Genomic DNA, 22,299 nt, shown 5'->3' on the forward strand with positions numbered 1-22,299 from the left:
GCCGTTCATGACGGGCAGCGCTCGGCGGCCACGGTGACCTGCCAGCCGCTGTCCGGCTCCCCGGCCGATCCCCGGCCGGTGACGCGGACCTCGACAGGATCGGCCTCCTCCGGCACCGCGGCGGCGGCCGGGCCGCCGACCGCGCCGTCGGCCGACGGCGGCGTGGGCACGGGGAGGGACCCGGTCCTCTCCGCCGCGTGCGGGACGTGGGCCCGTCCGACGGTGCAGGCCAGCTGGCGCAGTCCGGTGGCGGACGGCCGGTCGCTGCCCGGCGGGAAGCGGACGACGACGGTCCCCGAGGAGCCGCCGGTCTCCACGCCGAGCCGGGACGGGTCCTTCAGCCGTGGCAGCGCCGTGGCCAGCGTCCTGGCCTCCACGGCGGTCGGCCCGGCGAGGAGCTGCCGCACCGCGTACGAGACGGGGTCGGTCCCGGTGGACGCCGCCGGGCGGGGCGCGCCCCGCAGACTCCCCGGGCCGTTCGCCGCACGGGGCACACTCGGCGGTGCCTCGCCGGAAGGATGTGCCGGGCGGCCGGTCGGCTCGTCATCGGCCAGGAAGTAGACCACGGTCGCCGGGGACATCCCGGTCGCCGGTTCGCCCACCTCGACCACTTCCGACGGCGGCACCCCGCACCCCGCCAGGCCGAGCGCGAGCGCCACCGTTCCCAGGGCCCGCGCCCTCCACCGCTTGCCGTGCCTCATCGCACCTCCCCTCCGGCGTCCGGGTTCACGGGCAGGACGACGGTGAGGAGGGCGCCGCCGTCCGGCCGGTTGGCGGCGCGGACCCGGCCGCCGTGCAGATGGACGTTCTCCGCCGTGATGGCGAGCCCCAGACCGCTGCTCTCGCTGCGGCTCCGGGCGGGCCCGGCCTTGTAGAACCGGTCGAAGACGTGCGGCAGCGCCTCCGCCGCGATGCCGGGCCCGCGGTCGGCGACCTCGATGACCAGCCACGGCCCCGGCCCCCGGCCCGTCGCGTTCTCCGTCAGGCGCAGCGTCAGCGTCACCGGGCGGCCGCCGTGCCGCAGCGCGTTGCCGACCAGATTGGCGACGACGACGTCTAGGCGGCGCGGGTCGACCCGGGCGCGCACCCCGTCCGCCAGGTCGGTCTCCACCTCCGTGAGCCAGCCGCGCGCCGCGAGGGTGCGCCGCAGGGACTCGGCCACGTCGAGGTCGTCCGCGTGCAGCCGGGCTGCCCCCGCGTCGAAGCGGGAGATCTCCATCAGGTCGTCGACGAGCCGGGTGAGGCGCACCGTCTCCTCGGTGATCAGCCGCACGGCGTCCCCGGTGTCGCCGGTGAGGCCCGGCGCCTCGTCGGCGAGCACGTCGGTGACGGCGCTCATCGCCGCCAGCGGGGTGCGCAGCTCGTGCGAGACGTCGGCGGCGAAGCGGCGCGCCCGGTCCTCCATGCGGCGCAGCTCGGCGACGGATGCCTCCAGGGCGGCGGCGGTGTCGTTGAACGCCCGCGACAGTTCGGCGAGTTCGTCGGAGCCCTGGACGTCGAGCCGGGTGTCGAGGTGTCCGCCGGCCATGCGGCGGGTCGCGCCGCGCAGCGCCCGTACGGGGCGGAGCACCCCGCGCGCGAGCAGCAGGGCGAGGAGCACGGCGAGCCCGAGAGCGGGCAGGGTGGCCCGTTCGACGGCGGTGACCAGGGCGTTCACGTAGGTCTGCTCGGTCTTCTGCGGCACCACGAGGTAGAGCGAGAGGCCGGACAGGGTGCGGGCGGCCGAGGCGTCCGCTCCGTAGGTGACCGGCAGCCCGACGACGAGGACGGACCGCCCTTCCGTACGGACGCGCTGGAAGACGGCGACGGCACGGGTCGAGACCGACTTCCGCAGCTGCGGCGTCAGTTGACCGGGTCCGGGGGAGGGGGCGGAGTCCGCCGTGACCCGCCCGTACGTGGCCAGGACCCGCCAGCCCTCCTGGCGGTGGTCGCGGGCGAGCTGCTCCACGAGATGGTCGAGATCGGCCCGGCCCGGGGCGGGCGGCACCGTGGGGATCAGCGCGTTCACGCTCTGCCTGAACTGGTTGACCACGGTGTCCTGGCTCTGCTGCAGCACCCCGGTCCGCGCCTCCCTGAAGGTCAGGGCACCGGTGCCGAGCGCGCTCACGGCGGCGACCAGGACGAAGGAGAGCAGCAGCCTGACCCGCAGACTGCTCAGGGAGCGCCGGGCGGCGGACCACGCCCACAGCGGTCCGCGCTCGCCCTCGGCCTCGCTCACGCCGCCCGGAAGCGGTAGCCGAAGCCGCGCACCGTCTCGACGCAGCGGGGCTCCGCGCGGGACTCGCCCAGCTTGGCGCGCAGCCGCTTCACACAGGCGTCGACCAGCCGGATGTCCCCGTGGTAGCTGTGCTCCCAGACGGCTTCGAGGAGTTGCTGCCTGCTGAAGACCTGGCCGGGCGAGGCCGACAGGGTCAGCAGGAGGCGCAGTTCGGAGGGGGCGAGCAGGACCGGTTCGCCGTGCCGGGCGACGGCGAGTCCGGTCCGGTCGATGGAGAGCGAGCCGTGCGACTCGACGCGCGGGGCCGCGCCCGCCGGGACCGGGGCGTCGGCGCGGCGCAGCACCGCGCGGATCCGGGCGTCCAGGACCCGGGCCCGCACCGGCTTCACGACGTAGTCGTCCGCGCCCGCCTCCAGGCCGACGACCACGTCCACGTCGTCGCCCTTGGCGGTCACGATGATGATCGGCAGCTGCTCGGTCTCCCGCACCCTGCGGCACACGTCGAGCCCCGCCATCCCCGGCAGCATCAGGTCGAGGACCAGGACGTCGGGGCGGAAGGAGACCATGCGGAGGAGTCCGTCCTCCCCGGTCACGGCCGTGCGGACCTCGTGGCCCTGGCGTCTGAGCCCGAGTTCGACGGCCCGGCGGACGGAGTCGTCATCCTCGATGAGCAGCACGCGGGACATGCGTTCAGTATGCGTGTGCGGGTCGTGGCACCGAGGCGGGCGGGGGCCCGCGGACGGCAGTCGTTACGCAATGGTCTTACTGCCCGCCCGGCCCAGACGCCCGTTATCGTTCCGTGACTTGGCGCGCCACGTCCCATCACATCGGTTTCCAAGCCTGGGGCCATGCGCCACGCCAAGAAGCCCTCCGCACGCCGCCGCCGACCCCGTGCCCGTACTCGTGGGGCGCGCCTGCTCGGCCTGCTCGCGCTCGCGGTCATCACGTCGCTGACCCTGCTGATGATCTACGGCAACGAGGGCACCGCCGGTCCGGCCGACGAGGCGAGGGCCGCGACCCGGGGGCCCGGGGCGAGCGCGGCGCCGAAGCCTCCGGAGCCCACCGGCCCGCGGCAGCGGCAGCGGCAGCGGAAGAAGAAGACGCCCGCGTCCCACTCGCCGGGGCCGACGAGCGGCCCCGGCACGTTCGACACGGCCGCCGCCTCCGGCACCGCGGTCGGGACGGGCACGATCCGGCGGTACAAGGTGCAGGTCGAGCACGGTACGGGGATCTCGGCCGAGGCCGCCGCCAAGGAGATCGACGGGATTCTGGGCGATCCGCGCGGCTGGACGGCCGACGGGCGTGACGGCTTCCGGCTCGTCGCCTCGGGCCCGTACGACTTCGAGGTGAAGATCGCCACGCCGGACACGGTCGACCGGATCTGCGGCGCGGCCGGGCTGCACACGCGCGGCGAGGTCAACTGCGACGTCGGCGACCAGGTCATCGTGAACCTCAAGCGCTGGAACACGGGCTCACCGCAGTTCGCCGGGCCGCTGCGCGAGTACCGGGCGCTGATCGTCAACCACGAGGTCGGACACCGGATCGGCCACGGCCACGAGACCTGCCCCGGACCCGGACGGCCCGCGCCCGCGATGATGCAGCAGATCGACGGCCTCAAGGGCTGCCGCGCCAACGCCTGGCCGTACGACGAGCACGGCACGTATCTGGGCGGACCGAGCGTGCCGTAGGGCGGGCCCCGTCTCGTCTCATGCGGGGGCGTCGCCCGGGCGCCCCGGCCTCGTATCGCGGCGTCGTCCGCGGGACCGGGTGCCGTACTACGCTGACCAGGTGACGAAGCAAGAACGCCCGGCCAATCAGGGGCGCCGGGTCGCCGCGCGCAACCGGGCCGCCCTTATCACCGCCGCGCGCGAGGTCTTCGCCGAGCAGGGTCTGAACGCGCCGCTGTCCGCCGTCGCCCGCCGGGCCGGGGTCGGCCAGGGCAGCCTCTACCGGCACTTCGCCGACCGGGTGGCGCTCGCCACGGCCGTCCTGGAGGAGAACGTGCGGCAGATCGAGCGGGCCGCCGCCGCGCCGGACGCGAGCCTCCGGAGCGTCCTCGGGGTCGTCACCTGGCACATGACCCGCTCCACCGCCTTCGTCGACCTGCTGCGCGTACGCGGCGACGGGGCGGAGGCGCGGGCCCTCGCCGGGCGCGTCCACAGCGTCCTCGCCGGGTTCGGTCCGGCGGGGCGCGATCTCTCCGCCGACGAGCTGATGCTGGCGGTCGCGATGGTCTCCGGCGCCGTCGCGGGACCCACCCTCGCCGAGCGCGAGCGCGTCGCCCTGCGAGCGTGGCGACTGCTCGACGTCGAGGTGGGCCCGTTGCACCAGCCGGAGGAGGCGACTGACGGGCGGGGGGCTGACGAGCAGGCGGCTGACGGGTAGGCGGTCGGCGGGTGGGCGGCCGTCGCGCAGGTCGGCGACGGGCGTTCGGAGGGGGGCTGGGTAGTTGCTCAGCCGCCGTTCGACTGGCGGATGCCCTTTCCGAGGGCCCTGAACCCGTAGACGTATCCGCCGTCGGGACCGCTCACGGTCATGTACGCCTTCGTGCCGCCCGGCGTGATCGCGACGTTGGTGGCCGAACTCAGGCCCTCGGCGTCCCTCGCCGGGATCTCGACAGTGGCCAGGCGCGCACCGTACTTGCTGTAGACGGCGAGGGCCGGGCGGCCGTGCAACCCCTGGTAGAGGTTGCCGTCGGCGTCCACGGCGATCGAGTCGGTCTGGGCCAGGCCGCCGTCGACGTGGATCGCCTCGTGGCGTGAGGTCACCGTCGTCTTCTCGGCGTCCAGAAGAAGGTAGGAGACGGTGTCCTTCTCCAGCTCGCTGATCCACAGGCCGCGCAGTCCGGGGTCGAACATGATGCCGTTGGGCTGGGCGAGCCCGTCGGCCAGGACGGTGGCCCGCTTGCCGTCGCGGTCGACACGCACGATCCGGCCGTCGGACTCGCCCGGCTCCGTGCCCTGGGCGTCGCTGATGTAGAGGTGGCCCGCGTCGTCGAAGGCGATGTCGTCCGGGGTCATCCGGGCCCCGTCGACCTTGCCTGTGAAGAAGGTGCGCGGGTCCGAGCCGTCCCGGGCGACGCTGACGACGGCGCCTGTGGCGAAGTCGCTCAGGTAGAGCCGGCCGTCGTACGGGCTGACCTGGGCGGAGGTGTACGCACCCGTCGTGTCGGTGTAGAGGCCCTGGTGCTTGCCGGTCGCCACGTCGACGGAGAGGACCTTGGGTTCGCCGGGCGGCGCGGTCACGTCCACGAGGGTGAGCCGGCGGCCGCGCTCGTCCAGGACCGGGCCCTCCAGAAGCGTCATGCCGGTGGCCTCGTGCACGTCGCTCACGTGCGCGACCTGGGTGGCGCCGATGCGCCTGCCCTCGCCGGGCGCGGCCTGAGCCGTCGTCCCGGTGGCCTTCTCCGTGCCGCATCCGGTGAGGGCGAGCAGGACGGCGGTGGCCGCCAGGGCGGCGGGCAACGTGCGGGGCGTTCGCATACGGCGCGTTCGCATACGGGGTGTACGGATACTGGGTGTGCTCATACGGGGTGTGCTCCGTCCTCGGCTGCTCCGGGTGTCCTGTGCCGGCATGTCCGGGGCCTCGTTCACGCCACCGACCATCCACCGTCGGAGGGCACAATCGCGCCATTGATGTTCACCGCGTCCTTGCTGAGCAGGAACGTGATCGAGGCGGCCAACTCCTCGGCCGTCGCCAGGCCCGGGATCGCGACCCGCATCTTCGCGGTGCGGGACGAGCCGTACGGGGCCGGAGCGGGCACCTGGATGCCGGTGGCGACGGCGCCCGGGGCGACCGCGTTGACCTGCACTCCCGTCCCCGCGTACTGGTAGGCCGACGCCTTGGTCAGGCCGACCAGGGCATGTTTCGACGCGGTGTAGGCGGCGCCCGCCGCCGAGCCGCGCAGCGCCGCCTCGGAGACGACGTTGACGACGCGGCCGCCGCCCGCGGCGAGCATCCCGGGCACGACGGCGCGCATCAGCCGCATCGGCCCGTCGACGTTGACCCGCATGACGCGGTCCCAGATCGTGTCGTCGACCTCGTGCACGGCGGCGTCGTCGTCCATGACGCCCGCGACATTGGCCAGTCCGTCGACGCGGTCGCGGTCGCGGTCGCCCGCCGCTTCCAGTACGGCCTCGGCCGCGCCGGGCGCGGTGATGTCGGCGGTGACGGGGACGACCGCCTCGCCGAGATCGGCGGCGAGCGCCTTGACGCCGTCGGACAGGTCGACGGCGACGACCCGGCCGCCCTCGCGCACGATCCGGGTGGCGACGGCCCGGCCGATGCCGGAGGCGGCGCCGGTGACGACGACGACCTGGCCGTCGAAGCGGCCCGGCGTGACCCGCTCGGCCCACGGTTCGGGAGCGCCCAACTCGACGCCGGTGGCGGGCTTTTCCGCGGGGGCCGCGGCGGGCAGGTCCTCCGGGACGAGGCCGGTCTCGGCGGCGGTGACCAGGACGTCCACCAGCTCGGCCGGGAACTTTCCGCCGGACATCCGGACGAGCTGCTCCAACGACAGGCCGAGGGCGGGGGAGAGGGCCTCCTCGCTCTGGCCCTGGGCGGCGAGCGTGCCGCGCAGGACCCGGCCCGCGGCGGGGTCCGCCAGCCAGTCGCGCAGCGGGGAGGCGGGGGTGAGATCCGGCATCGCGGGCCTTTCGTGTCCGGGTGAACGGGTACGGCGGCGGGCCCCGGGTGCGTTCGGCGCACGATCCCGCCCCGCTCGGGGGTGCGATCGCGCCCCGTTGGGGGCGTGATTCCGCCACTACCGGACAACGGTGTCCGGTTGCTGGGTTACGGTACCGAAGACCGCGCGACACGCCCAGACCGGCACCGCCAGGACCGGCACCGTCAGGACCGGCACCGCCCGGTCCGGGTATCGCCCAGACCGGGTATCGCCCAGACCGGGTATCGCCCAGACCGGGTATCGCCCAGACCGGGTACCGCCCAGACCGGGCCCCGCCGCCCACCCCTGCCCGCGCCGCGCCCACCCCCGTACTCGTCCCCACACGAGAGGAACCCGGCCCAATGACCCTCCCGCACTGCGACCATCCGCCCACCCCGCAGGAGACGGCCGCGCTCCGGACGCGCTACCGCGCCGAGCGGGAGCGCCGCGTCCGGCCCGAGGGCCCCGGCCAGTACCGGTCCACCACCGCGGAGTTCGGCTACTTCGCCGCGGACCCGTACGTCGAGGGGACCGGCGAGCGGGCCCCGGTGCACGACTTCGTGGACGTCGCGGTCGTCGGCGGCGGCTTCGGCGGGATCCTGGCGGGCGCGCGCCTGCGCGCGCGGGCCGGAACCGGTCTGCGGGTGCGCGTCGTCGAGAAGGGCGGCGACTTCGGCGGCACCTGGTACTGGAACCGCTACCCGGGCGTCCACTGCGACATCGAGTCGCACATCTACCTGCCGATGCTCGACGAGACCGGCTACGTGCCCGAGTGGAAGTACGCCCCGGGCGAGGAGATCCGGCGCCACGCGGTCCGGATCGCCGAACAGTCGGGGCTGTACGAGGACGCCCTGTTCTCGACCTCCGTCACCTCACTGACCTGGGACGACACCGCCCACCACTGGCTCGTCGGCACCGACCGGGGCGACGCGTTCCGGGCCACCTACGTCATCACCGCCACCGGCACCCTCACCGAACCCAAGCTCCCCGGCATCCCCGGCATCGAGGACTACAAGGGCCACACGTTCCACACCTCGCGCTGGGACTACGGGTACACGGGCGGCGGCCCCGACGGCGGCATGACGGGCCTCGCGGGCCGGCGGGTCGGCGTCGTCGGCACCGGCGCCACCGGGGTCCAGGTCATCCCGAAGCTCGCCGAGGACGCCGCCCACCTGTACGTCTTCCAGCGCACGCCCTCCGCCGTCGACGTACGGGGCCAGCGGCGCACGACGGCCGGGGAGGTCGGGGCGGACCGGCCGGGCTGGGCGGCCGAGCGGCGCGAGAACTTCCTGCGGATCGTCTCCGGCGAGGACGCCGCGACGGACCTCGTCGCCGACGGCTGGACCGCGTCCGCCGCACTCCTGGAGAAGCTCCTGCCCAGCTTCCGCCGCGACGGCGAACCGGACTTCGAGACCGCGTACGAGGCCGCCGACCACGCCGCCATGAACCGGATCCGGGACCGGGTGACCGCGGAGGTCTCGGACCCGGCCACGGCGGCGGCGCTCCAGCCCTGGTACCGGTACGCGTGCAAGCGGCCCACCTTCTCCGACCTCTACCTGCCGGTGTTCAACCGGGACGACGTGACGCTCGTGGACACCGCCGAGACCCACGGCATCGAGCGCATGACCGAGCGCGGAGTCGTCGTCGGCGCCACCGAGTACGAGGTCGACTGCCTGATCTTCGCCACCGGGTTCTCCGTCGGCGTCTCCGGCGTCACCTCGGGGAAGCTGCCCGTGACGGGGCGGGGCGGGATCCAGCTCCTGGCGGAGCGGGCCCGGCGCGGGCCCCGCACCCTGCACGGCTTCCTCAGCAACGGCTTCCCGAACCTGGTCCAGATGGGGCCGCTGCAGAACGCCAGCAGCGTCAACTTCTCGCACATCCTGGACGAACAGGCCGTGCACGCAGCCGAGTTGATCGCCGCCGCGCGGGAGAAGAACGCCGTCCTCGAGCCGACGGCCGAGGCCGAGGACGCCTGGATCGCCGTCTGCGCCGAGGGTGCCCCGGACCACGCCTGGTTCCACGCCGAGTGCACCCCCGGCTACTACAACCGGGAAGGCCGGGGCCGCCCGAACGGGCCCCTCGCCTATCCGCACGGGGCGGTCGCCTTCCACGAGCTGCTGCGCCGCTGGCGCGCGGAGCGCATGGACGAGGTGCTTCGGGCCAGGTAGGCGGCGTTTCCAGCGAGCAGGCTTTCTTGAGAAGGGAGCAGGCTTTCTCGAAACCCGAAACCCGAAACCCGAAACCCGAAGCCCGAAACCCGAAAGGGGTGGCTCGGGCCTAGCGGTCCGCGGCCATCTCCCGTACCTCTCGCAGCGCTCCCCCCAGGAACACCTCCAGCGGCCGCGTACCGTCCGAGCCGATCCAGCGCTCGAACCCCACCTTGAACACGGCGATGCCCACTTCGGCCGCGAGGTGCGCGGTGTCGGCCGGTACGCCCCGCCGCTCCAGCGTGTCGGCCACCGCCCGGGACAGGGACGCCAGCTTGTTCAGCTCGCGCTCGCGCAGCTCGGGGCTGGCCATGATCACGTCCTGGCGCTGCCGGGCGAACGCGTAGCGGCCTTCGAAGAGTTCGCCGGCCGCTTCCAGGGTCGCCGCGATCGCGTCGAGCGGCCCGGCCGTGTCCGGCGCCCCCGTGAGCGTCTCCACGAAGAACTTCTCCATGTGCGTCGCGCCGCCGAAGAGCACCTCGCGCTTGTCCGCGTAGTGCCGGAAGAACGTCCGCTCGGAGAGGCCGGCGCGTTCGGCGATCTGCGCGGCGGTGGTCTGCTCGAACCCGTGCTCGCTGTAGAGGTCGAGCGCCGCACGCTCCAGGCGGCCACGCGCGTTCGGTTCCCATCGGCTCATGCCCCGATCCTATGTGATGGCGGTGACTGACATCAGGTGATGACGGTGACTGACATCGGTGCTACTGTCGAGGGAGCGATGACAGTTACTGACATCGCTGTTCTCTCCCCGCCTCATGGAGGTCTTCTCATGCGTGTCTTCGTCACCGGCGCGTCCGGCTGGATCGGTTCCGCCGTGGTCCCCGAGCTTCTCGCCCACGGTCACGAGGTGACCGGCCTCGCACGCTCGGACGCCTCGGCCGCCGCCCTCACCGCCGCGGGCGCCCGGGCCGTCCGCGGCTCCCTCGACGACCTCGGGACCCTGCGCGACGCGGCCGCCGCCTCCGACGGCGTCCTGCATCTCGCCTTCAAGCACGACATCGCCTTCAGCGGCGGCTTCGAGCAGGCCGCCGACGCCGACCGGCGCGCCATCGAGACCTTCGGCGAGGCGCTGGCCGGCACCGACCGCCCGTTCGTCATCGCCTCCGGACTCCTCGGCCTCGCGCCCGGCCGGGTCGCCACCGAGGAGGACGGCCGGACCGGTGCCGCCGAGGCCGGCCACCCCGGCGGCGGCCCCGCCCAGCGGATGGCCAACGCGCGCGCGGTCGTCGCCCTCGCCGAGCGCGGTGTGCGCTCGTCCGTCGTACGGCTGCCCCCGACCGTGCACGGCGACGGCGACCAGGGCTTCGTCCCCGCCGTCATCGCCACCGCCCGCGAGAAGAAGGTCTCCGCCTACATCGGCGACGGCGCCAGCCGCTGGCCCGCCGTGCACCGCGCGGACGCGGCCCGTCTCTTCCGCCTCGCCCTGGAGGACGCGCCCGCGGGCGCCACGCTGCACGCCGTCGGCGACGAGGGGGTGCCGATCCGCTCCGTGGCCGAGGTGATCGGACGCCACCTCGGCCTGCCCGTCGCCTCGATCACGCCCGAGGAGGCGCCCGCCCACTTCACCTGGCTGGCGAACTTCCTCGGCCTGGACAGCCCGGCCTCCGCCGAGCGGACCCGCGCCCTGCTCGGCTGGGAGCCGGTGGAGCCCGGTCTGCTTGAGGACCTGGACAAGGGGCACTACTTCACGGGAGCCGCCGAGCGCTGACGCTGCGTGATGCCGGGTCACCTCTCCGTGCATCCTCATTCGTGCTGATCCTGTGCATCTTTCCGGGCAGCTCCATGGAACCCGGACGAGGCCCCCCATCTCGCCGGGGACGGGCGGCGACCGCGTGATAGCACGGACCGATCAGACTCGAAGGAGACGACGACCTCATGGGTATCTTCAGCCGTCGCCCGACCGCGACCCTCGAGCCGACGCCCGACGTCGGCCCCGGCACGCCCTTCCCGGCGTCCGCCGCTTCCGGAGTCGCCCTCGACCCGGCGCTGCGCGCCCTGACCGGCGAGTGGACCATCGACCGCCCGCACAGCAGGGTCGGCTTCTCCGTACGGCACGCGATGGTGACGACGGTGCGCGGCGCCTTCGCCGACTACGACAGCAAGCTCTACTTCGACGGGGCGCGGCCCGAGCGGTCGCGGGCCGAGATCGTCATCCGCGTCGCCAGCGTCGACACGGGGGTCGAGCAGCGGGACGCGCACCTCGTCGGCAAGGACTTCTTCGACGCGCGGCGCCACCCGGAGATGGTGTTCCGTTCCACCGCCACGAGCCACGAGGGCGGCGAGACGTTCCGGATGACCGGCGATCTCACCATCAAGGGCGTCACCCGCCCCGTCGAGCTGCAACTCGACTACCTGGGCTCGGTCCTGGACCCGTTCGGCTTCGAGCGGTCCGGGTTCGACGGCACCACCACCATCGACCGCACCGACTGGGGCCTGATCTACAACCAGCGCCTCGAAGCGGGCGGCACGATGGTCAGCGAGAAGGTCCGGCTCCAGTTCGACATCTCCGCGATCCGCGCCACGCCGCTGGAGTAGCGGCCCGCACCACCGCAACGGCGCCCTCCCCGACACCCGTCGGCGGAGGGCGCCGTCATGAGCGGGCTCTGGCCCCGGGCAGATTTCATGCATCTGCAACGAAATTTCGATCACCTGCCTGTTAGACATACAGCTACGAACCTGCCGCAACTTCCGGGAGGCACAGCTGTGTCCTCAGCATCCACTCCTGACCCCGCGCTGCACCTCGCCGTCGCCCTCGACGGCACCGGCTGGCACCCGGCCTCCTGGCGCGAACCGGCGGCCCGGCCCCGTGACCTGTTCACCGCCGGGTACTGGGCGGACCTGGTCGCCGAGGCCGAGCGCGGGCTGCTCGACTTCGTCACCTTCGAGGACGGCCTCGGCCTCCAGTCCTCGCACCCCTTCGAGCCCGACGGCCGCACCGACCAGGTCCGCGGCCGCCTCGACGCGGTCCTGACGGCCGCCCGTATCGCCCCGCTGACCCGGCACATCGGCCTGGTGCCGACCGCGATCGTCACGCACACGGAGCCGTTCCACCTCTCCAAGGCCGTCGCCACACTCGACTACGTGAGCGGCGGCCGGGCGGGGCTGCGCGTCCAGGTCTCCGCACGGGCGAACGAGGCCGCGCACTTCGGCCGCCGCACGATCCCCGGGCTCGGCACCGAGGTGGTGAGCGACCTCTTCGACGAGGCCGCCGACTACGTCGAGGTGGTCCGCCGGCTCTGGGACAGCTGGGAGGACGACGCGGAGATCCGCGACGAGGCCACCGGGCGCTTCGTCGACCGCGACAAGCTGCACTACATCGACTTCGAGGGGCGCCACTTCAGCGTGAAGGGCCCCTCGATCACCCCGCGCCCGCCGCAGGGCCAGCCCGTCGTCAGCGCCCTCGCCCACCGAAGCGTCCCGTACCGGCTCGTGGCCCGGCAGGGCGACGTCGGCTACGTCACCCCGCACGACGCCGACGAGGCCCGCGCGATCGTCGCCGAGATCCGCGCCGAGCAGGAGGCGGCGGGCCGCGCCGGGGAGCTGGTGCACGTCTTCGGCGACCTCGTCGTCTTCCTCGACGACGACCCGGACGCCGCGCAGGCCCGCCGAGCCCGCCTCGACGCCGCCGCAGGCGAGCCGTACACCAGCGACGCCCGGATCTTCGCCGGGTCGCCCGGCCAACTGGCCGATCTGCTCCAGGAGTTGCGGGCCGCCGGGCTGACCGGGTTCCGGCTGCGGCCCGCCGTCCTCGCCCACGACCTGCCCGCGATCACCCGCGGCCTCGTCCCCGAACTCCAGCGCCGGGGCGCCTTCCGGCGCGCGTACGAGGCCGACACCCTGCGCGGTCTGCTCGGGCTCGCCCGGCCCGCCAACCGCTACGCGGCCACCACGACGGCACCTGCCACGGTCTGAGCCGGACGGAGAAGAACGACATGAGCAAGCCGCTGAAGCAGATCCACCTGGCCGCCCACTTCCCCGGCGTCAACAACACCACCGTGTGGAGCGACCCGGAGGCCGGCAGCCACATCGAGTTCAGTTCGTTCGCGCACTTCGCGCGGACCGCCGAGCGCGCCAAGTTCGACTTCCTCTTCCTCGCCGAGGGGCTGCGGCTGCGCGAACAGGGCGGAAAAATATATGACTTGGACGTCGTCGGCCGTCCCGACACCTTCACCGTCCTCGCCGCGCTCGCCGCCGTCACCGACCGCCTCGGCCTGACCGGCACCATCAACTCCACGTTCAACGAGCCCTACGAGGTGGCCCGCCAGTTCGCCAGCCTCGACCACCTCTCGGGCGGGCGCGCCGCCTGGAACGTCGTCACCTCCTGGGACGCCTTCACCGGCGAGAACTTCCGGCGCGGCGGCTTCCTGCCGAAGGAGGAGCGGTACTCGCGCGCCAAGGAGTTCCTGACCACCGCGAACGAACTCTTCGACTCTGGCACGGCGACGAGATCCTCGCCGACCAGGCCACCGGTACCTTCCTGAACGACGCGAAGGCGGGCTCCTTCGTCCACACCGGGCAGCACTTCGACATTCAGGGCCAGTTCAACGTCCCCCGCTCCCCGCAGGGCCGCCCCGTGATCTTCCAGGCCGGTGACTCCGAGGAGGGCCGCGAGTTCGCCGCGGCCGGCGCCGACGCGATCTTCAGCCGGTACGCCACGCTCAAGGAGGGCCAGGCGTTCTACGCGGACGTCAAACGCCGCCTCGCCGCGTACGGGCGCCGCCCCGAGCAGCTGAAGATCCTGCCCGCCGCGACGTTCGTCCTCGGCGACACCGACGCGGAGGCGGAGGAGCACGCCCGCGAGGTACGCCGCCGCCAGGTCAGCGGCGCCACCGCGCTCAAGCACCTGGAGTTCGTCTGGAACCGGGACCTGAGCGCGTACGACCCCGAGGGCCCGCTGCCCGACGTCGCCCCGGACGTCAGTGAGCACCACATCGCCGAGGGCCGCGCCCAGGTCCGCATGTACCGCGATCCGCTCGCCACCGCCCGCGAGTGGCGGGAGCTGGCCGCCGCCAACAACTGGTCCATCCGCGACCTCGTCATCAACACCGGCAACCGGCAGAGCTTCGTCGGCACCCCGCAAACCGTCGCCACCGCCATCAACGACCTCGTTCAGGCCGACGCCAGCGACGGCTTCATCCTCGTCCCGCACCTCACCCCCGGCGGCCTCGACACCTTCGCCGACCAAGTCGTCCCGCTCCTCCAGGAACGCGGCGTCTTCCGCACCGAGTACGAGGGCCCGACCCTCCGCCACCACCTGGGCCTGGACCAGTAGGCAGCACGCCACTCACCCGGGAGAACAGGGAGGACGACCCATGAGCCAGGAGTTCCTCTGGTACATCCCCAACACCGTCGAGCCGGGGCACCGCGGGGACGACAAGACGGCCGGCTGGGGTTCGATCGAGCACACGACCGAACTCGCCCTGGCGGCCGAGGCGCACGGCTGGGGCGGCGCGCTGCTCGGCACCGGGTGGGGCCGCCCCGACACGTTCACCGTCGCCACCGCCCTGGCCGCCCGCACGACGACGTTCAAGCCGCTCGTCGCGATCCGGCCGGGCCACTGGCAGCCCGCGGCCTTCGCGGCGGCGGCCGCCACCCTGGACCAGCTCAGCAGGGGCCGCGTCCTGGTCAACGTCGTCAGCGGCCTGGACAACCCGGCCGCGTACGGCGACACCACGGTCGAACCGGCCCAGCGCTACGCCCGCACCCGGGAGTTCCTGCACCTGGTGCGGCGGCTGTGGACCGAGGAGCGGGTCACCTTCCACGGCGAGTACTTCCGGGTGACGGACTCGACGGTGGCGCCGGGCCCCTTCGCCACCGAGGGCCGGGCGCACCCCGCGCTCTACTTCGGCGGCGCGTCGCAGGCCGCCGAGCGGGTGGCGGCGGCCGAGGCGGACGTGCAGCTCTTCTGGGGCGAGCCGCTCGACGGGATCGCCGAACGCGTCGAGCGGTTGCGGAAGTTGAGCGCCGAGTCGGAGCGGCGGCACGCGCCGCTGGAGTTCGGGCTGCGCATCACCACCGTCGTACGGGACACGACCGAGGAGGCGTGGCGCGCCGCCGAGGAGAAGGTCGCGCTGATGGCGGAGGCCGAGACCGAATCGACGTGGGCGGCGCGGCAGCGGGCCGCCGTCGGCCAGCGACGCCTCCTCGACCTCGCCGCGCGCGGCGAGGTGCTCGACACCTGCCTCTACACGACTCCGGGCAAGGTCGGCGGCGGGGGAGCGGGGACCACCTGGCTGGTCGGTTCGCCGGACGACGTCGCCGAGGCGCTGCGCCGCTACCGCGCGCTGGGCGTCACGCACTTCGTCCTGTCCGACACCCCGTACCGGGAGGAGACGGCGAGGGTGGGGAAACAACTGCTGCCACGGCTGCGGCAGTCGGTCGGCTCTTGACGCCAAACACGCGCGAAGCGGCCCGAGCCGCACGGGCTCGGGCCGCTTCAGTCCTGCGCTGGTGGTGCCGGTCAGGCGGCGACGGTCTCGCCCGCGTGGCCGTGCAGGCGGGTGAGGAGCTCGGTGAGCTGCTCGGCGACCTCGGCGTCGTCGACCGGGTGCGTCTCGGCGAAACGGGTCAGGGAGGACGGGATGGAGATCTTGAGGTCCTCGATGATCTTGCCGCCCGCGATGCCCACGGACTTGCGGACCTCGTCCTGCGCCCACACGCCGCCGTACTGGCCGAAGGCGGTGCCGCCGACGACGACGGGCTTGCCGCCGAAGGCGCCGGCGCCGTACGGGCGGGACAGCCAGTCGATGGCGTTCTTCAGGACGGCCGGGATGGTGCCGTTGTACTCGGGCGTGAAGACCAGGAACGCGTCGGCGTTCTGCGCGGCCTCGCGGAGCTTGGCGGCGACGGCGGGCACGCTGCCCTCGACGTCGATGTCCTCGTTGTAGTAGGGGATCTCGGCCAGGCCCTCGAACAGCTCGACCTCGGCACCCTCGGGCGCGAGCTTGACGGCCGCCTCGGCGAGCTGGCGGTTGTGCGAACCGGCGCGCAGGCTGCCGACGAGCGCGAGGATACGAACAGACATGGGGACTCCAAGGGATGGAAATAAAAGACTCTCTACGGTCCGGAAACGATCCGGAGCGCGATCCGGACCGAGGTCCGTTTACAGTTCTAGCACCCTAAGCGGACCGCGGTCCAGTTCGGCCGGAGATGCTTTACGCTGTGTTCATGTCCCAGAGCCCGCCCCCTCTCCCGGCGTCGCCCGACCCCGTGGGCGAGCCCCCCTTGCTCACGATCGGCCTCGTCGCGGACGACGAGCCGTGCCTGCGGGCCGACGCCGCCCGCAACCGCGCCCGGCTCCTCGAAGCGGCGGCCCGGCTCGTCGCGGAGCACGGTCCCGCGGGCGTCACCATGGAGGCCGTGGCCGCCGCCGCCCAGGTCGGGAAAGGTACGGTCTTCCGCCGCTTCGGCGACCGCACCGGCCTGCTGACCGCGCTCCTCGACCACACCACGAAGCAGCTCCAGGCCGACCTGATGAGCGGGCCGCCGCCGCTCGGCCCCGGCGCGCCCGCCGACGAGCGGCTGCTCGCGTTCGGCAGGGCCGTGCTGCGCTGGTCCGTCGCCCAGCTGGAACTGCACCTCGCCGCGCAGCCGGAACCCGCGCGCCGCCTCGCCCACCCCTCGCACCGGGTGCTCGCCACCCACGTCACGATCCTGCTGCGCGAACTCGTCCCCGAGGCGGACTGCGCGCTCCAGGCGCACGCGCTGATGGGCTACCTCGACCCGGCGCTGATCCACTACCTGACGAAGCGGTGCGACATGCCGCTCGAACGCCTGGAGGCGGGCTGGACCGACCTGGTCGCCCGCATCACGGGTTCGGCGGGCGGACCGGGCCCGCGCTGAGCCCGTCGGGCGTCAGCCCTCGGGCCCGTCGGCCCCCTCGGCGTCGTCGTCCGCCTCGCCCTCGGCCTGGGACGGGGTGGTGCGCGGCACCTGCGGGTGCTCCTCCTGCTGCGTGGCCGGACCGTCGGCGCCGAGGGAGTCGTCGCCGACGTCGCCCTCCGCCTGGGACGGGGTGTCTTCGCTCATGGCTCTGCTCCTAGGGGTGGGAGGGGGAGGGGAAGGTAGGGGATCGGGGGACGAGAGGGCACCGGGATGCCGGCGTGCCGGGTTCCCCTCTGACGTCAGGAAACACCCTTCCGGCCGGGTCGGCAGCGGGGGCGCCCCCGGCTGGTGTCGATGGGCCGTGACTGACGCGATCGGCCCTTGTGGCGGCTGCGGGCGCTGGTGACACTTGATCCGGTTCGACGGGACTTCCGGGCGGGTGGGGGACGAGCGGCGGTGGACGACCTGACACGGGGCGGCGGCACGCACGAGGTGGTGGGCGGGCCGGGCGAGGTTCGGACGGTGCGGGAGTTCGTGGCGCTCCTTCGCCACCGCAAGGAGGCGTCCGGCCTCACCTACCGCCAGCTGGAGCTGCGCGCCGCGAAGAACGGCGACGTCCTGGCCCGCAGCACCCTCGCGGGCGCCCTGGCCAGGGAAGCGCTCCCAAAAGCGGACCTGCTCACCGCCTTCGTCCGCGCCTGCGGCGTGAGCGAGGAGGAGGTCACGCAGTGGGAGGCGGCCCGCGAGCGGCTGGCTACGGGGGTGGAGGCCGGGGCCGACGGGGACCTCGCGCACGCCGCCGGATCCGGTGCCGCACCCCCCGCTCCGCGCGACCCCGCGACCGACGGCCCGCGCGCCGCCACCCCCGGCGGGCAGCTGCGGCGTGGCGGGAAATGGCTGGTGCGGGCGCGCCGCCGGGTCCCGCTGCTCGTCGGCGGCGTCGTGGTGTGCGCCGCCCTGCTGATCGTGGCCGTCCAGGCGCTCCGGGACGACGGCGGACGGAGCGCGGCCGACGTGCCCGCCGGAGCCGTGACCGTACGGCCGGTGGAGGGACCCGACCTCTGCCTCAGCGACGGCAAGGACCGGGAAGGGCGGTACGACAGCCTGGTCGCCGTGTTCCGCGCGTGCGCGACGGCGTCCCCGCCCGTCACCGAACTGCGCGCGACGGACGACGGCCGTTACCGCGTCCACTGGTACCACCCCGAGCACGGCCCCGGCTGTCTGGTGGTCCGCCGGGAAGGCCCGCCGAAGGGGTTCCTCGAACCGTTCGACGACTGCCGTCAGGGCAGCCCGCTGCGCGTGGAACGCGTGCCGGACACCACCTCCACCTACGTCCTCAAGGTCACCGACGAACAGTGCGTGACGGCCGGCGCGCGGAAGGAGCAGCCGGTCGCCGGGGTGGAGGCGGTGGTCGGGCCCTGCGACGGTTCGACGGGCCAGCGCTTCGTGATCCGCCGGACCACCGCGGGCGCGGCCACCCCGGGCGGCGGCTGAACCCCTTGTGCGGCGCGGCCCCGAGGGTCCCCCCGAGTGTTCCCCTCGCGGCCGGCGCCGGACAAGAAACTGCCAGGCGGGACCCTGTCCGGCAAGGGTTCGGGCTGTCCGGGACAGGAGCGCGCTGTCCCGGACGGGCCCGCGGCTACAGCCCGTTGACCTTGCCGCTCGCCGACACCTCGTAGACCAGGGTGACGGTGCGGCGGCCGCCGGGCGGCAGGGAGACGTCCCAGCGGGCGATGCCCTCGGCGTCGAGCGTGTCGGGGGCGGGGGAGCAGGCTTCCTTGCGGAGCCGCACCTCGACGTCCGCGACCTCGGAGACCGGAATCCGCTCACGCAGCGTGATGACGCGGTCCCCGGTGTCGTCGGGGGCGGAGAACCGCGACACGTGCAGCCGGACCGTGCGGGTGAGCACCGTGCGATGGGTGAGGCCCGTGGTGTCGCGGGACTCGTCGGTCTCCCTGAGCACCCGGTGGCTGTCGGAGCTGCCGAACGCCAGCTCGGCGGTGGCGCCCGGCGCGGTGAAGTCGACGGTGGAGCGGCCGGTGAAGCCGCTGTCGCGGACCAGCTCCACGGGCCCGGCGAGCAGCGCGTGCCCACTGGTGTTGGGGAACCGGACCACCTGGGTGACCAGCGGCGAGAGTTCGGGCGCGCAGACGTACTCGCTGTGCGCGGCGCTGCCGGCCTCGGTCAGCGGCACGCGGTGGGCGCGCCCGTCACCCGGTACGGAGGCCGGGACGGGGGCGTGCAGGACGCGGACCTCGCCGCCGTCGTCCACCCCGGGCAGCCCGGGGACCGGCGCCGGGCCCACGTCGGTGATGTCCTCCTCGCGCACCTCGATGTCGACGGTCCGGCGTTCGGCGGCGGACCGGTCCCGCAGGGTCAGCCGGTCCTCGACGAGCCGGGGCGGCGCGGTGGCCAGGCTCGACCGGGCCGTCGACAGCGTCAGACGGACACCGGACCAGTCCTCGCCGGTGCGCTGCCACACCATCGCGTCGGTCCGCAGGGTCAGCCGGTCCGCGTCGAGCGTGGCGCGGTAGGCGGGTCGCCACAGGGCGCACGGGGTGAGGTGGGTCAGCCGCAGCTCCGCCTCGCCCGCGGCCGCCGCCCGCACGGTCAGCTCGACGTGCGCGGTCAGCTCGGGCAGCTCCTCCTCGGCGGCCTGCGACGCGGCAAGCGCCCGGCCCAGTTCCGTGCCGAGCGCCCGCAACCGCGCCTGCACGACGGCGAGTTCGTCCTCGGAGGTGTCGCGCTCGGCGTGGGCGCGCGCCAGCTCGCGGGTCCAGCGCTCCGGTTCGCTCTCGCCGTACCCCGCGCCCTCGCCGAACTCGCGCAGCAGGTCGGCGGCGAGCCGCTCCAGGAGGTCGAGGCGGGCCCGCAGCCGGTCCTGACGCTGCCGCAGCGCCCGCTCCTCCTCCTGGAGGGCGTACGTGTGCCGGCGCAGCGGGGAGTCCTCGTCGCCGGGCGGCTCGGGCGAGCGCGGCGTCCAGGCCCGCACCAGGCGTACGTCGAGGACGTCGGCGCCGGTGACTTCGCCGGTCAGGGTCGCGTGCAGGCTGCGGTCGACGGCGAGGGCGCTGACCGGGCCGAGGAGCAGCCGCCGCACACCGGGGCGCAGCGCGAGCGTCGCCGTCCGCTCGACGTGGGCGCGGTCCTCCAGGCAGGTCACGGCGGTGACGGGCAGCGGAATCGGAGCGGTGGCCGCGGCCTCGTCCGGGGCCGCGCTCTCGGGGGCGGTGGTCATGGTCAGCTCCTCCGGTTTCCGCCGACGAGGGCCTTGGCGGCCGGGATGCGGATCTCGTGCCCGCCGTCGAGCACGGCGGTGTCGCCCGCGGGGACGTCCACCCGCCAGAGGCGGGTGCCGGGCACGGGCCGCTCGGGCCCCTCGCCCCCGTCCGGCGGGGCGCTCCAGCCGCCCCGTTCCTCGATGCGGATGTCGCCCTCGGAGGTGACGGGTACGCGTTCGCGGACCTCGACGGTGACCGGCCGGGGCAGCCGGTTGGCCAGCTCCACGTGGACGCGGTGGTCGAGCACGGTGGTGGTGTTGCGCAGGCCCGCCGTGGATTCGCGCAGCTCGGTGCGGCGGCTGACCCGGACCGCCTCGGCCGGGCCGAGCCCGATGCGTCCCGTGCCGCCAGGGGCGACGGTAGGCAGGGCCGTGGTGGGCAGGTGGTCGCCGTCCGAGACGAGGTCCACGGGGCCCGCGAGCAGGGCCCGGTCGGTGGCGTTGGCGAGCACCAGCGTCGCGTACACGGTCTCCTCGACGGACGGCACGCACACGTACTCGGTACGCACGCCGACCGGCAGTTCGGTGACGGTGACGGTGTGCCAGGCGCCGTCGGAGGGGATGTCGGCGGGGCCCTCGGCGTCGTACCGGTGGTCGAAGGAACCGGCCGACTCGCGGGGCCGCACGGCGTGTCCGGGCAGCGGCAGGAACCGCACGGCCTCCGCGCGTCCCCGGTCGCCCTCGGCCGCGCGGTCGTGGGGCGCGCCCGGCGCGAGAAGCCCCCGCCGCCCCTCGGGCGCGTCGGCGCCGGACAGGACCAGCTCCCCGTAGTCCAGCTCTGCGGCGCCGGGGCGCGGCGGCCCGGACCGGGGCGGGGCCGGGGGAGGCGGCGCGGGCGCGGCGCCGGACGCCATCGGGGCATCGGCGGGGGCGTCGGCGAACATCGGGCCCCCGGCGGACATGGGCGCGCGGCCCGCCCTGGCCTTGCCTACCGAACGGGGCCGGGCGGACCCGGGTGCGGCGGGCGCGGCGGGTGCGGGCGGCGGCGCGCCGTACACCGGTGCCTCCGCGGAGGCGCCGGCCGCCAAGGGCGCGCCGTAACCCTGCGGGGGCGCGAGGTCGTAGGACGGCTCTTCCCCGGCGGTGCCGTGGAGCGCCGGGGGCGGCGGTGGCGCGGAGCCGACCGCCCGCGGGGCCGGCCGCGGCCCGACCGCGTCGTACCCGGTGAACAGTTCGGCGAGGCCCGCCGGAGGCTCGCGCCAGCCGGACGGGGCCGGGGGCGGCTGGCGGCGGCCGATGCGGGTCGAGCGCAGCTTGGGGACCCCGGCCGGGCGGAGCAGGTCGGCGGTGGACAGGGCGACGCGGACGCCGGTCCAGTCCTCGCCGGTGTGCTGCGCGACCGACGCGCGCAGCACCAGGCGCCCGCCGTCCTCGCCCTGACGGTGCGTCAGCCGGTAGGACGGCACCCAGACGGCGCCGGGCACGCGGTACTCGACCTCGACCTCGATCTCGCCCGCGTCGCTCCCGGCGCCCTCCAGCGTCAGCACGGCCGACACCGAGGTGCGTACCGAGTCCGGCGCCGAGCCCGTCGGGGCGTGCCGCAGGCGTTCGGTGGCCAGCTCCCACTCGTGCGAGGCCCGGCGCAGTTCCTCCTCCAGGACGTCGAGCCGGGCGTGGAGCGCGGTCAGCCGCTCGTCCACGAAGTCCGCGAGGCCGAGCCACGCCTCGACGGGGGTACGGCGGTGCGGGTCGTCGCGCCTGCGGGGCGGCTGCACCGGCCGTACCGCCGCGACCTCCTCGATCCGCCGCAGCTGCCGGTCCCGGCGCGCCTCGGCCGCCCGCCGCGCCTCGCTCAGCCGCTCCGCCTCGCGGCGCAGCTCCTCGCGTGCGTCCGGCGCCGACGGTTCGGCCTCGACGGCGACCCGGGCCTCGGCGACCCGTACGCCCGGCGCGTCCACGACGGCCGCCCGCAGCGAACCCGGGACGAGCGTCAGCGGCAGGCCTGCGATCCGTACCCGGCCGTCGGCCGCCGTGACGACGCCTTGTGCGCGCCGCCGGCAGACCGCGCCGCGCGCGTACACCACCACCGACGTGAGCGCCGATGCCCAGGCCCCCGTACCCGTACCCGTACTCGTATCTGTTTCCGTCATCGCGTGTCCCCCGTACACCG

At 74.4% G+C, this 22,299-nt stretch carries 19 protein-coding genes and 1 pseudogene; 10 read left to right on the plus strand and 10 right to left on the minus strand.

Translation table 11 applies throughout. From position 1 onward, the window contains the following. Positions 1-5: 5 nt before the first annotated feature. The 3 genes from C1N81_RS38200 to C1N81_RS38210 form a co-directional block, all read right to left on the minus strand. Entirely contained in the window at positions 6-701 is a 696-nt protein-coding gene (locus C1N81_RS38200) for a hypothetical protein (protein WP_394435974.1), read from the minus strand. Continuing rightward, positions 698-2,137 carry a sensor histidine kinase gene (locus C1N81_RS38205; protein WP_394438506.1) on the minus strand — a complete coding sequence of 480 codons (1,440 nt, stop codon included), beginning with the start codon at positions 2,135-2,137 and terminating at the stop codon, positions 698-700. Before C1N81_RS38205 ends, C1N81_RS38200 begins: the two co-directional genes overlap by 4 nt. A 77-nt stretch (positions 2,138-2,214) precedes the next feature. Continuing rightward, complete coding sequence (locus C1N81_RS38210) at positions 2,215-2,904, minus strand: response regulator (protein ID WP_394435975.1); 690 nt, start codon at positions 2,902-2,904, stop codon at positions 2,215-2,217. A gap of 162 nt (positions 2,905-3,066) precedes the next feature. Between C1N81_RS38210 and C1N81_RS38215 the strand changes: the two genes are divergently transcribed. Both C1N81_RS38215 and C1N81_RS38220 read left to right on the plus strand, forming a co-directional pair. Further along, complete coding sequence (locus C1N81_RS38215; protein ID WP_394435976.1) at positions 3,067-3,906, plus strand: DUF3152 domain-containing protein; 840 nt, start codon at positions 3,067-3,069, stop codon at positions 3,904-3,906. 100 nt (positions 3,907-4,006) lie between these two features. Next, entirely contained in the window at positions 4,007-4,603 is a 597-nt protein-coding gene (locus C1N81_RS38220; protein WP_394435977.1) for a TetR family transcriptional regulator, read from the plus strand. A 68-nt stretch (positions 4,604-4,671) separates the two neighbouring features. Here C1N81_RS38220 and C1N81_RS38225 read toward each other — a convergent pair whose 3' ends face one another. Further along, positions 4,672-5,700, minus strand: coding sequence for an SMP-30/gluconolactonase/LRE family protein (locus C1N81_RS38225; protein WP_394438509.1), 1,029 nt, complete (start codon positions 5,698-5,700; stop codon positions 4,672-4,674). A gap of 107 nt (positions 5,701-5,807) precedes the next feature. Then, entirely contained in the window at positions 5,808-6,863 is a 1,056-nt protein-coding gene (locus C1N81_RS38230; protein WP_394435978.1) for an SDR family NAD(P)-dependent oxidoreductase, read from the minus strand. Positions 6,864-7,243: 380 nt separating this feature from the next. Between C1N81_RS38230 and C1N81_RS38235 the strand changes: the two genes are divergently transcribed. Then, positions 7,244-9,049, plus strand: coding sequence for a flavin-containing monooxygenase (locus tag C1N81_RS38235; RefSeq protein WP_394435979.1), 1,806 nt, complete (start codon positions 7,244-7,246; stop codon positions 9,047-9,049). Positions 9,050-9,158: 109 nt separating this feature from the next. On the opposite strand, the gene C1N81_RS38240 is transcribed toward C1N81_RS38235, so the two are convergent. Beyond that, positions 9,159-9,725, minus strand: coding sequence for a TetR/AcrR family transcriptional regulator (locus C1N81_RS38240; protein WP_394435980.1), 567 nt, complete (start codon positions 9,723-9,725; stop codon positions 9,159-9,161). Positions 9,726-9,854: 129 nt separating this feature from the next. Here C1N81_RS38240 and C1N81_RS38245 point away from each other — a divergent pair, with 129 nt between their 5' ends. The 5 genes and pseudogenes from C1N81_RS38245 (at position 9,855) to C1N81_RS38265 (ending at position 15,474) form a co-directional block, all read left to right on the plus strand. Next, positions 9,855-10,793, plus strand: a complete 939-nt coding sequence (locus tag C1N81_RS38245) for an SDR family oxidoreductase (protein WP_394435981.1) — start codon at positions 9,855-9,857, stop codon at positions 10,791-10,793. A gap of 167 nt (positions 10,794-10,960) precedes the next feature. Further along, on the plus strand, positions 10,961-11,620 hold the full coding sequence (locus tag C1N81_RS38250; RefSeq protein ID WP_394435982.1) for a YceI family protein: 660 nt from the start codon (positions 10,961-10,963) through the stop codon (positions 11,618-11,620). Positions 11,621-11,818: 198 nt separating this feature from the next. Continuing rightward, entirely contained in the window at positions 11,819-12,997 is a 1,179-nt protein-coding gene (locus C1N81_RS38255) for an LLM class flavin-dependent oxidoreductase (RefSeq protein ID WP_394438512.1), read from the plus strand. A gap of 20 nt (positions 12,998-13,017) precedes the next feature. Next, positions 13,018-14,357 (plus strand): annotated as a pseudogene (locus C1N81_RS38260) (NtaA/DmoA family FMN-dependent monooxygenase). Positions 14,358-14,397: 40 nt separating this feature from the next. Beyond that, positions 14,398-15,474 carry an LLM class flavin-dependent oxidoreductase gene (locus C1N81_RS38265; RefSeq protein ID WP_394435983.1) on the plus strand — a complete coding sequence of 359 codons (1,077 nt, stop codon included), beginning with the start codon at positions 14,398-14,400 and terminating at the stop codon, positions 15,472-15,474. Between the two features lie 71 nt (positions 15,475-15,545). Here C1N81_RS38265 and C1N81_RS38270 read toward each other — a convergent pair whose 3' ends face one another. Continuing rightward, entirely contained in the window at positions 15,546-16,109 is a 564-nt protein-coding gene (locus C1N81_RS38270) for an NADPH-dependent FMN reductase (protein WP_394435984.1), read from the minus strand. Positions 16,110-16,234: 125 nt separating this feature from the next. Here C1N81_RS38270 and C1N81_RS38275 point away from each other — a divergent pair, with 125 nt between their 5' ends. Next, positions 16,235-16,927 (plus strand): TetR/AcrR family transcriptional regulator, encoded by a 693-nt coding sequence (locus C1N81_RS38275; protein WP_394435985.1) that lies wholly within the window; start codon positions 16,235-16,237, stop codon positions 16,925-16,927. A gap of 12 nt (positions 16,928-16,939) precedes the next feature. Here C1N81_RS38275 and C1N81_RS38280 read toward each other — a convergent pair whose 3' ends face one another. After that, positions 16,940-17,113 (minus strand): hypothetical protein, encoded by a 174-nt coding sequence (locus C1N81_RS38280; protein ID WP_394435986.1) that lies wholly within the window; start codon positions 17,111-17,113, stop codon positions 16,940-16,942. Between the two features lie 252 nt (positions 17,114-17,365). On the opposite strand from C1N81_RS38280, the gene C1N81_RS38285 reads away from it, so the two are divergent. Continuing rightward, positions 17,366-18,403: an XRE family transcriptional regulator gene (locus C1N81_RS38285; protein ID WP_394435987.1), complete on the plus strand. Its 1,038-nt coding sequence runs from the start codon at positions 17,366-17,368 to the stop codon at positions 18,401-18,403. Positions 18,404-18,548: 145 nt separating this feature from the next. On the opposite strand, the gene C1N81_RS38290 is transcribed toward C1N81_RS38285, so the two are convergent. Both C1N81_RS38290 and C1N81_RS38295 read right to left on the minus strand, forming a co-directional pair. Beyond that, entirely contained in the window at positions 18,549-20,147 is a 1,599-nt protein-coding gene (locus C1N81_RS38290; protein WP_394435988.1) for a mucoidy inhibitor MuiA family protein, read from the minus strand. A 2-nt stretch (positions 20,148-20,149) separates the two neighbouring features. Next, entirely contained in the window at positions 20,150-22,279 is a 2,130-nt protein-coding gene (locus C1N81_RS38295) for a DUF4139 domain-containing protein (protein WP_394435989.1), read from the minus strand. Between the last annotated feature and the right edge of the window lie 20 nt (positions 22,280-22,299).

This window comes from Streptomyces sp. SGAir0957 (genome assembly GCF_043523415.1).

Excerpts from the sequence above, each read along its gene's own strand:
- C1N81_RS38200 (WP_394435974.1), bottom strand. The coding sequence starts at position 701 with ATGAGGCACGGCAAGCGGTGGAGGGCGCGGGCCCTGGGAACGGTGGCG.
- C1N81_RS38210 (WP_394435975.1), bottom strand. The coding sequence starts at position 2,904 with ATGTCCCGCGTGCTGCTCATCGAGGATGACGACTCCGTCCGCCGGGCC.
- C1N81_RS38215 (WP_394435976.1), top strand. The coding sequence starts at position 3,067 with ATGCGCCACGCCAAGAAGCCCTCCGCACGCCGCCGCCGACCCCGTGCC.
- C1N81_RS38225 (WP_394438509.1), bottom strand. The coding sequence starts at position 5,700 with ATGCGAACGCCCCGCACGTTGCCCGCCGCCCTGGCGGCCACCGCCGTC.
- C1N81_RS38230 (WP_394435978.1), bottom strand. The coding sequence starts at position 6,863 with ATGCCGGATCTCACCCCCGCCTCCCCGCTGCGCGACTGGCTGGCGGAC.
- C1N81_RS38235 (WP_394435979.1), top strand. The coding sequence starts at position 7,244 with ATGACCCTCCCGCACTGCGACCATCCGCCCACCCCGCAGGAGACGGCC.
- C1N81_RS38240 (WP_394435980.1), bottom strand. The coding sequence starts at position 9,725 with ATGAGCCGATGGGAACCGAACGCGCGTGGCCGCCTGGAGCGTGCGGCG.
- C1N81_RS38245 (WP_394435981.1), top strand. The coding sequence starts at position 9,855 with ATGCGTGTCTTCGTCACCGGCGCGTCCGGCTGGATCGGTTCCGCCGTG.
- C1N81_RS38250 (WP_394435982.1), top strand. The coding sequence starts at position 10,961 with ATGGGTATCTTCAGCCGTCGCCCGACCGCGACCCTCGAGCCGACGCCC.
- C1N81_RS38265 (WP_394435983.1), top strand. The coding sequence starts at position 14,398 with ATGAGCCAGGAGTTCCTCTGGTACATCCCCAACACCGTCGAGCCGGGG.
- C1N81_RS38270 (WP_394435984.1), bottom strand. The coding sequence starts at position 16,109 with ATGTCTGTTCGTATCCTCGCGCTCGTCGGCAGCCTGCGCGCCGGTTCG.
- C1N81_RS38275 (WP_394435985.1), top strand. The coding sequence starts at position 16,235 with ATGCTTTACGCTGTGTTCATGTCCCAGAGCCCGCCCCCTCTCCCGGCG.
- C1N81_RS38280 (WP_394435986.1), bottom strand. The coding sequence starts at position 17,113 with ATGAGCGAAGACACCCCGTCCCAGGCGGAGGGCGACGTCGGCGACGAC.
- C1N81_RS38290 (WP_394435988.1), bottom strand. The coding sequence starts at position 20,147 with ATGACCACCGCCCCCGAGAGCGCGGCCCCGGACGAGGCCGCGGCCACC.
- C1N81_RS38295 (WP_394435989.1), bottom strand. The coding sequence starts at position 22,279 with ATGACGGAAACAGATACGAGTACGGGTACGGGTACGGGGGCCTGGGCA.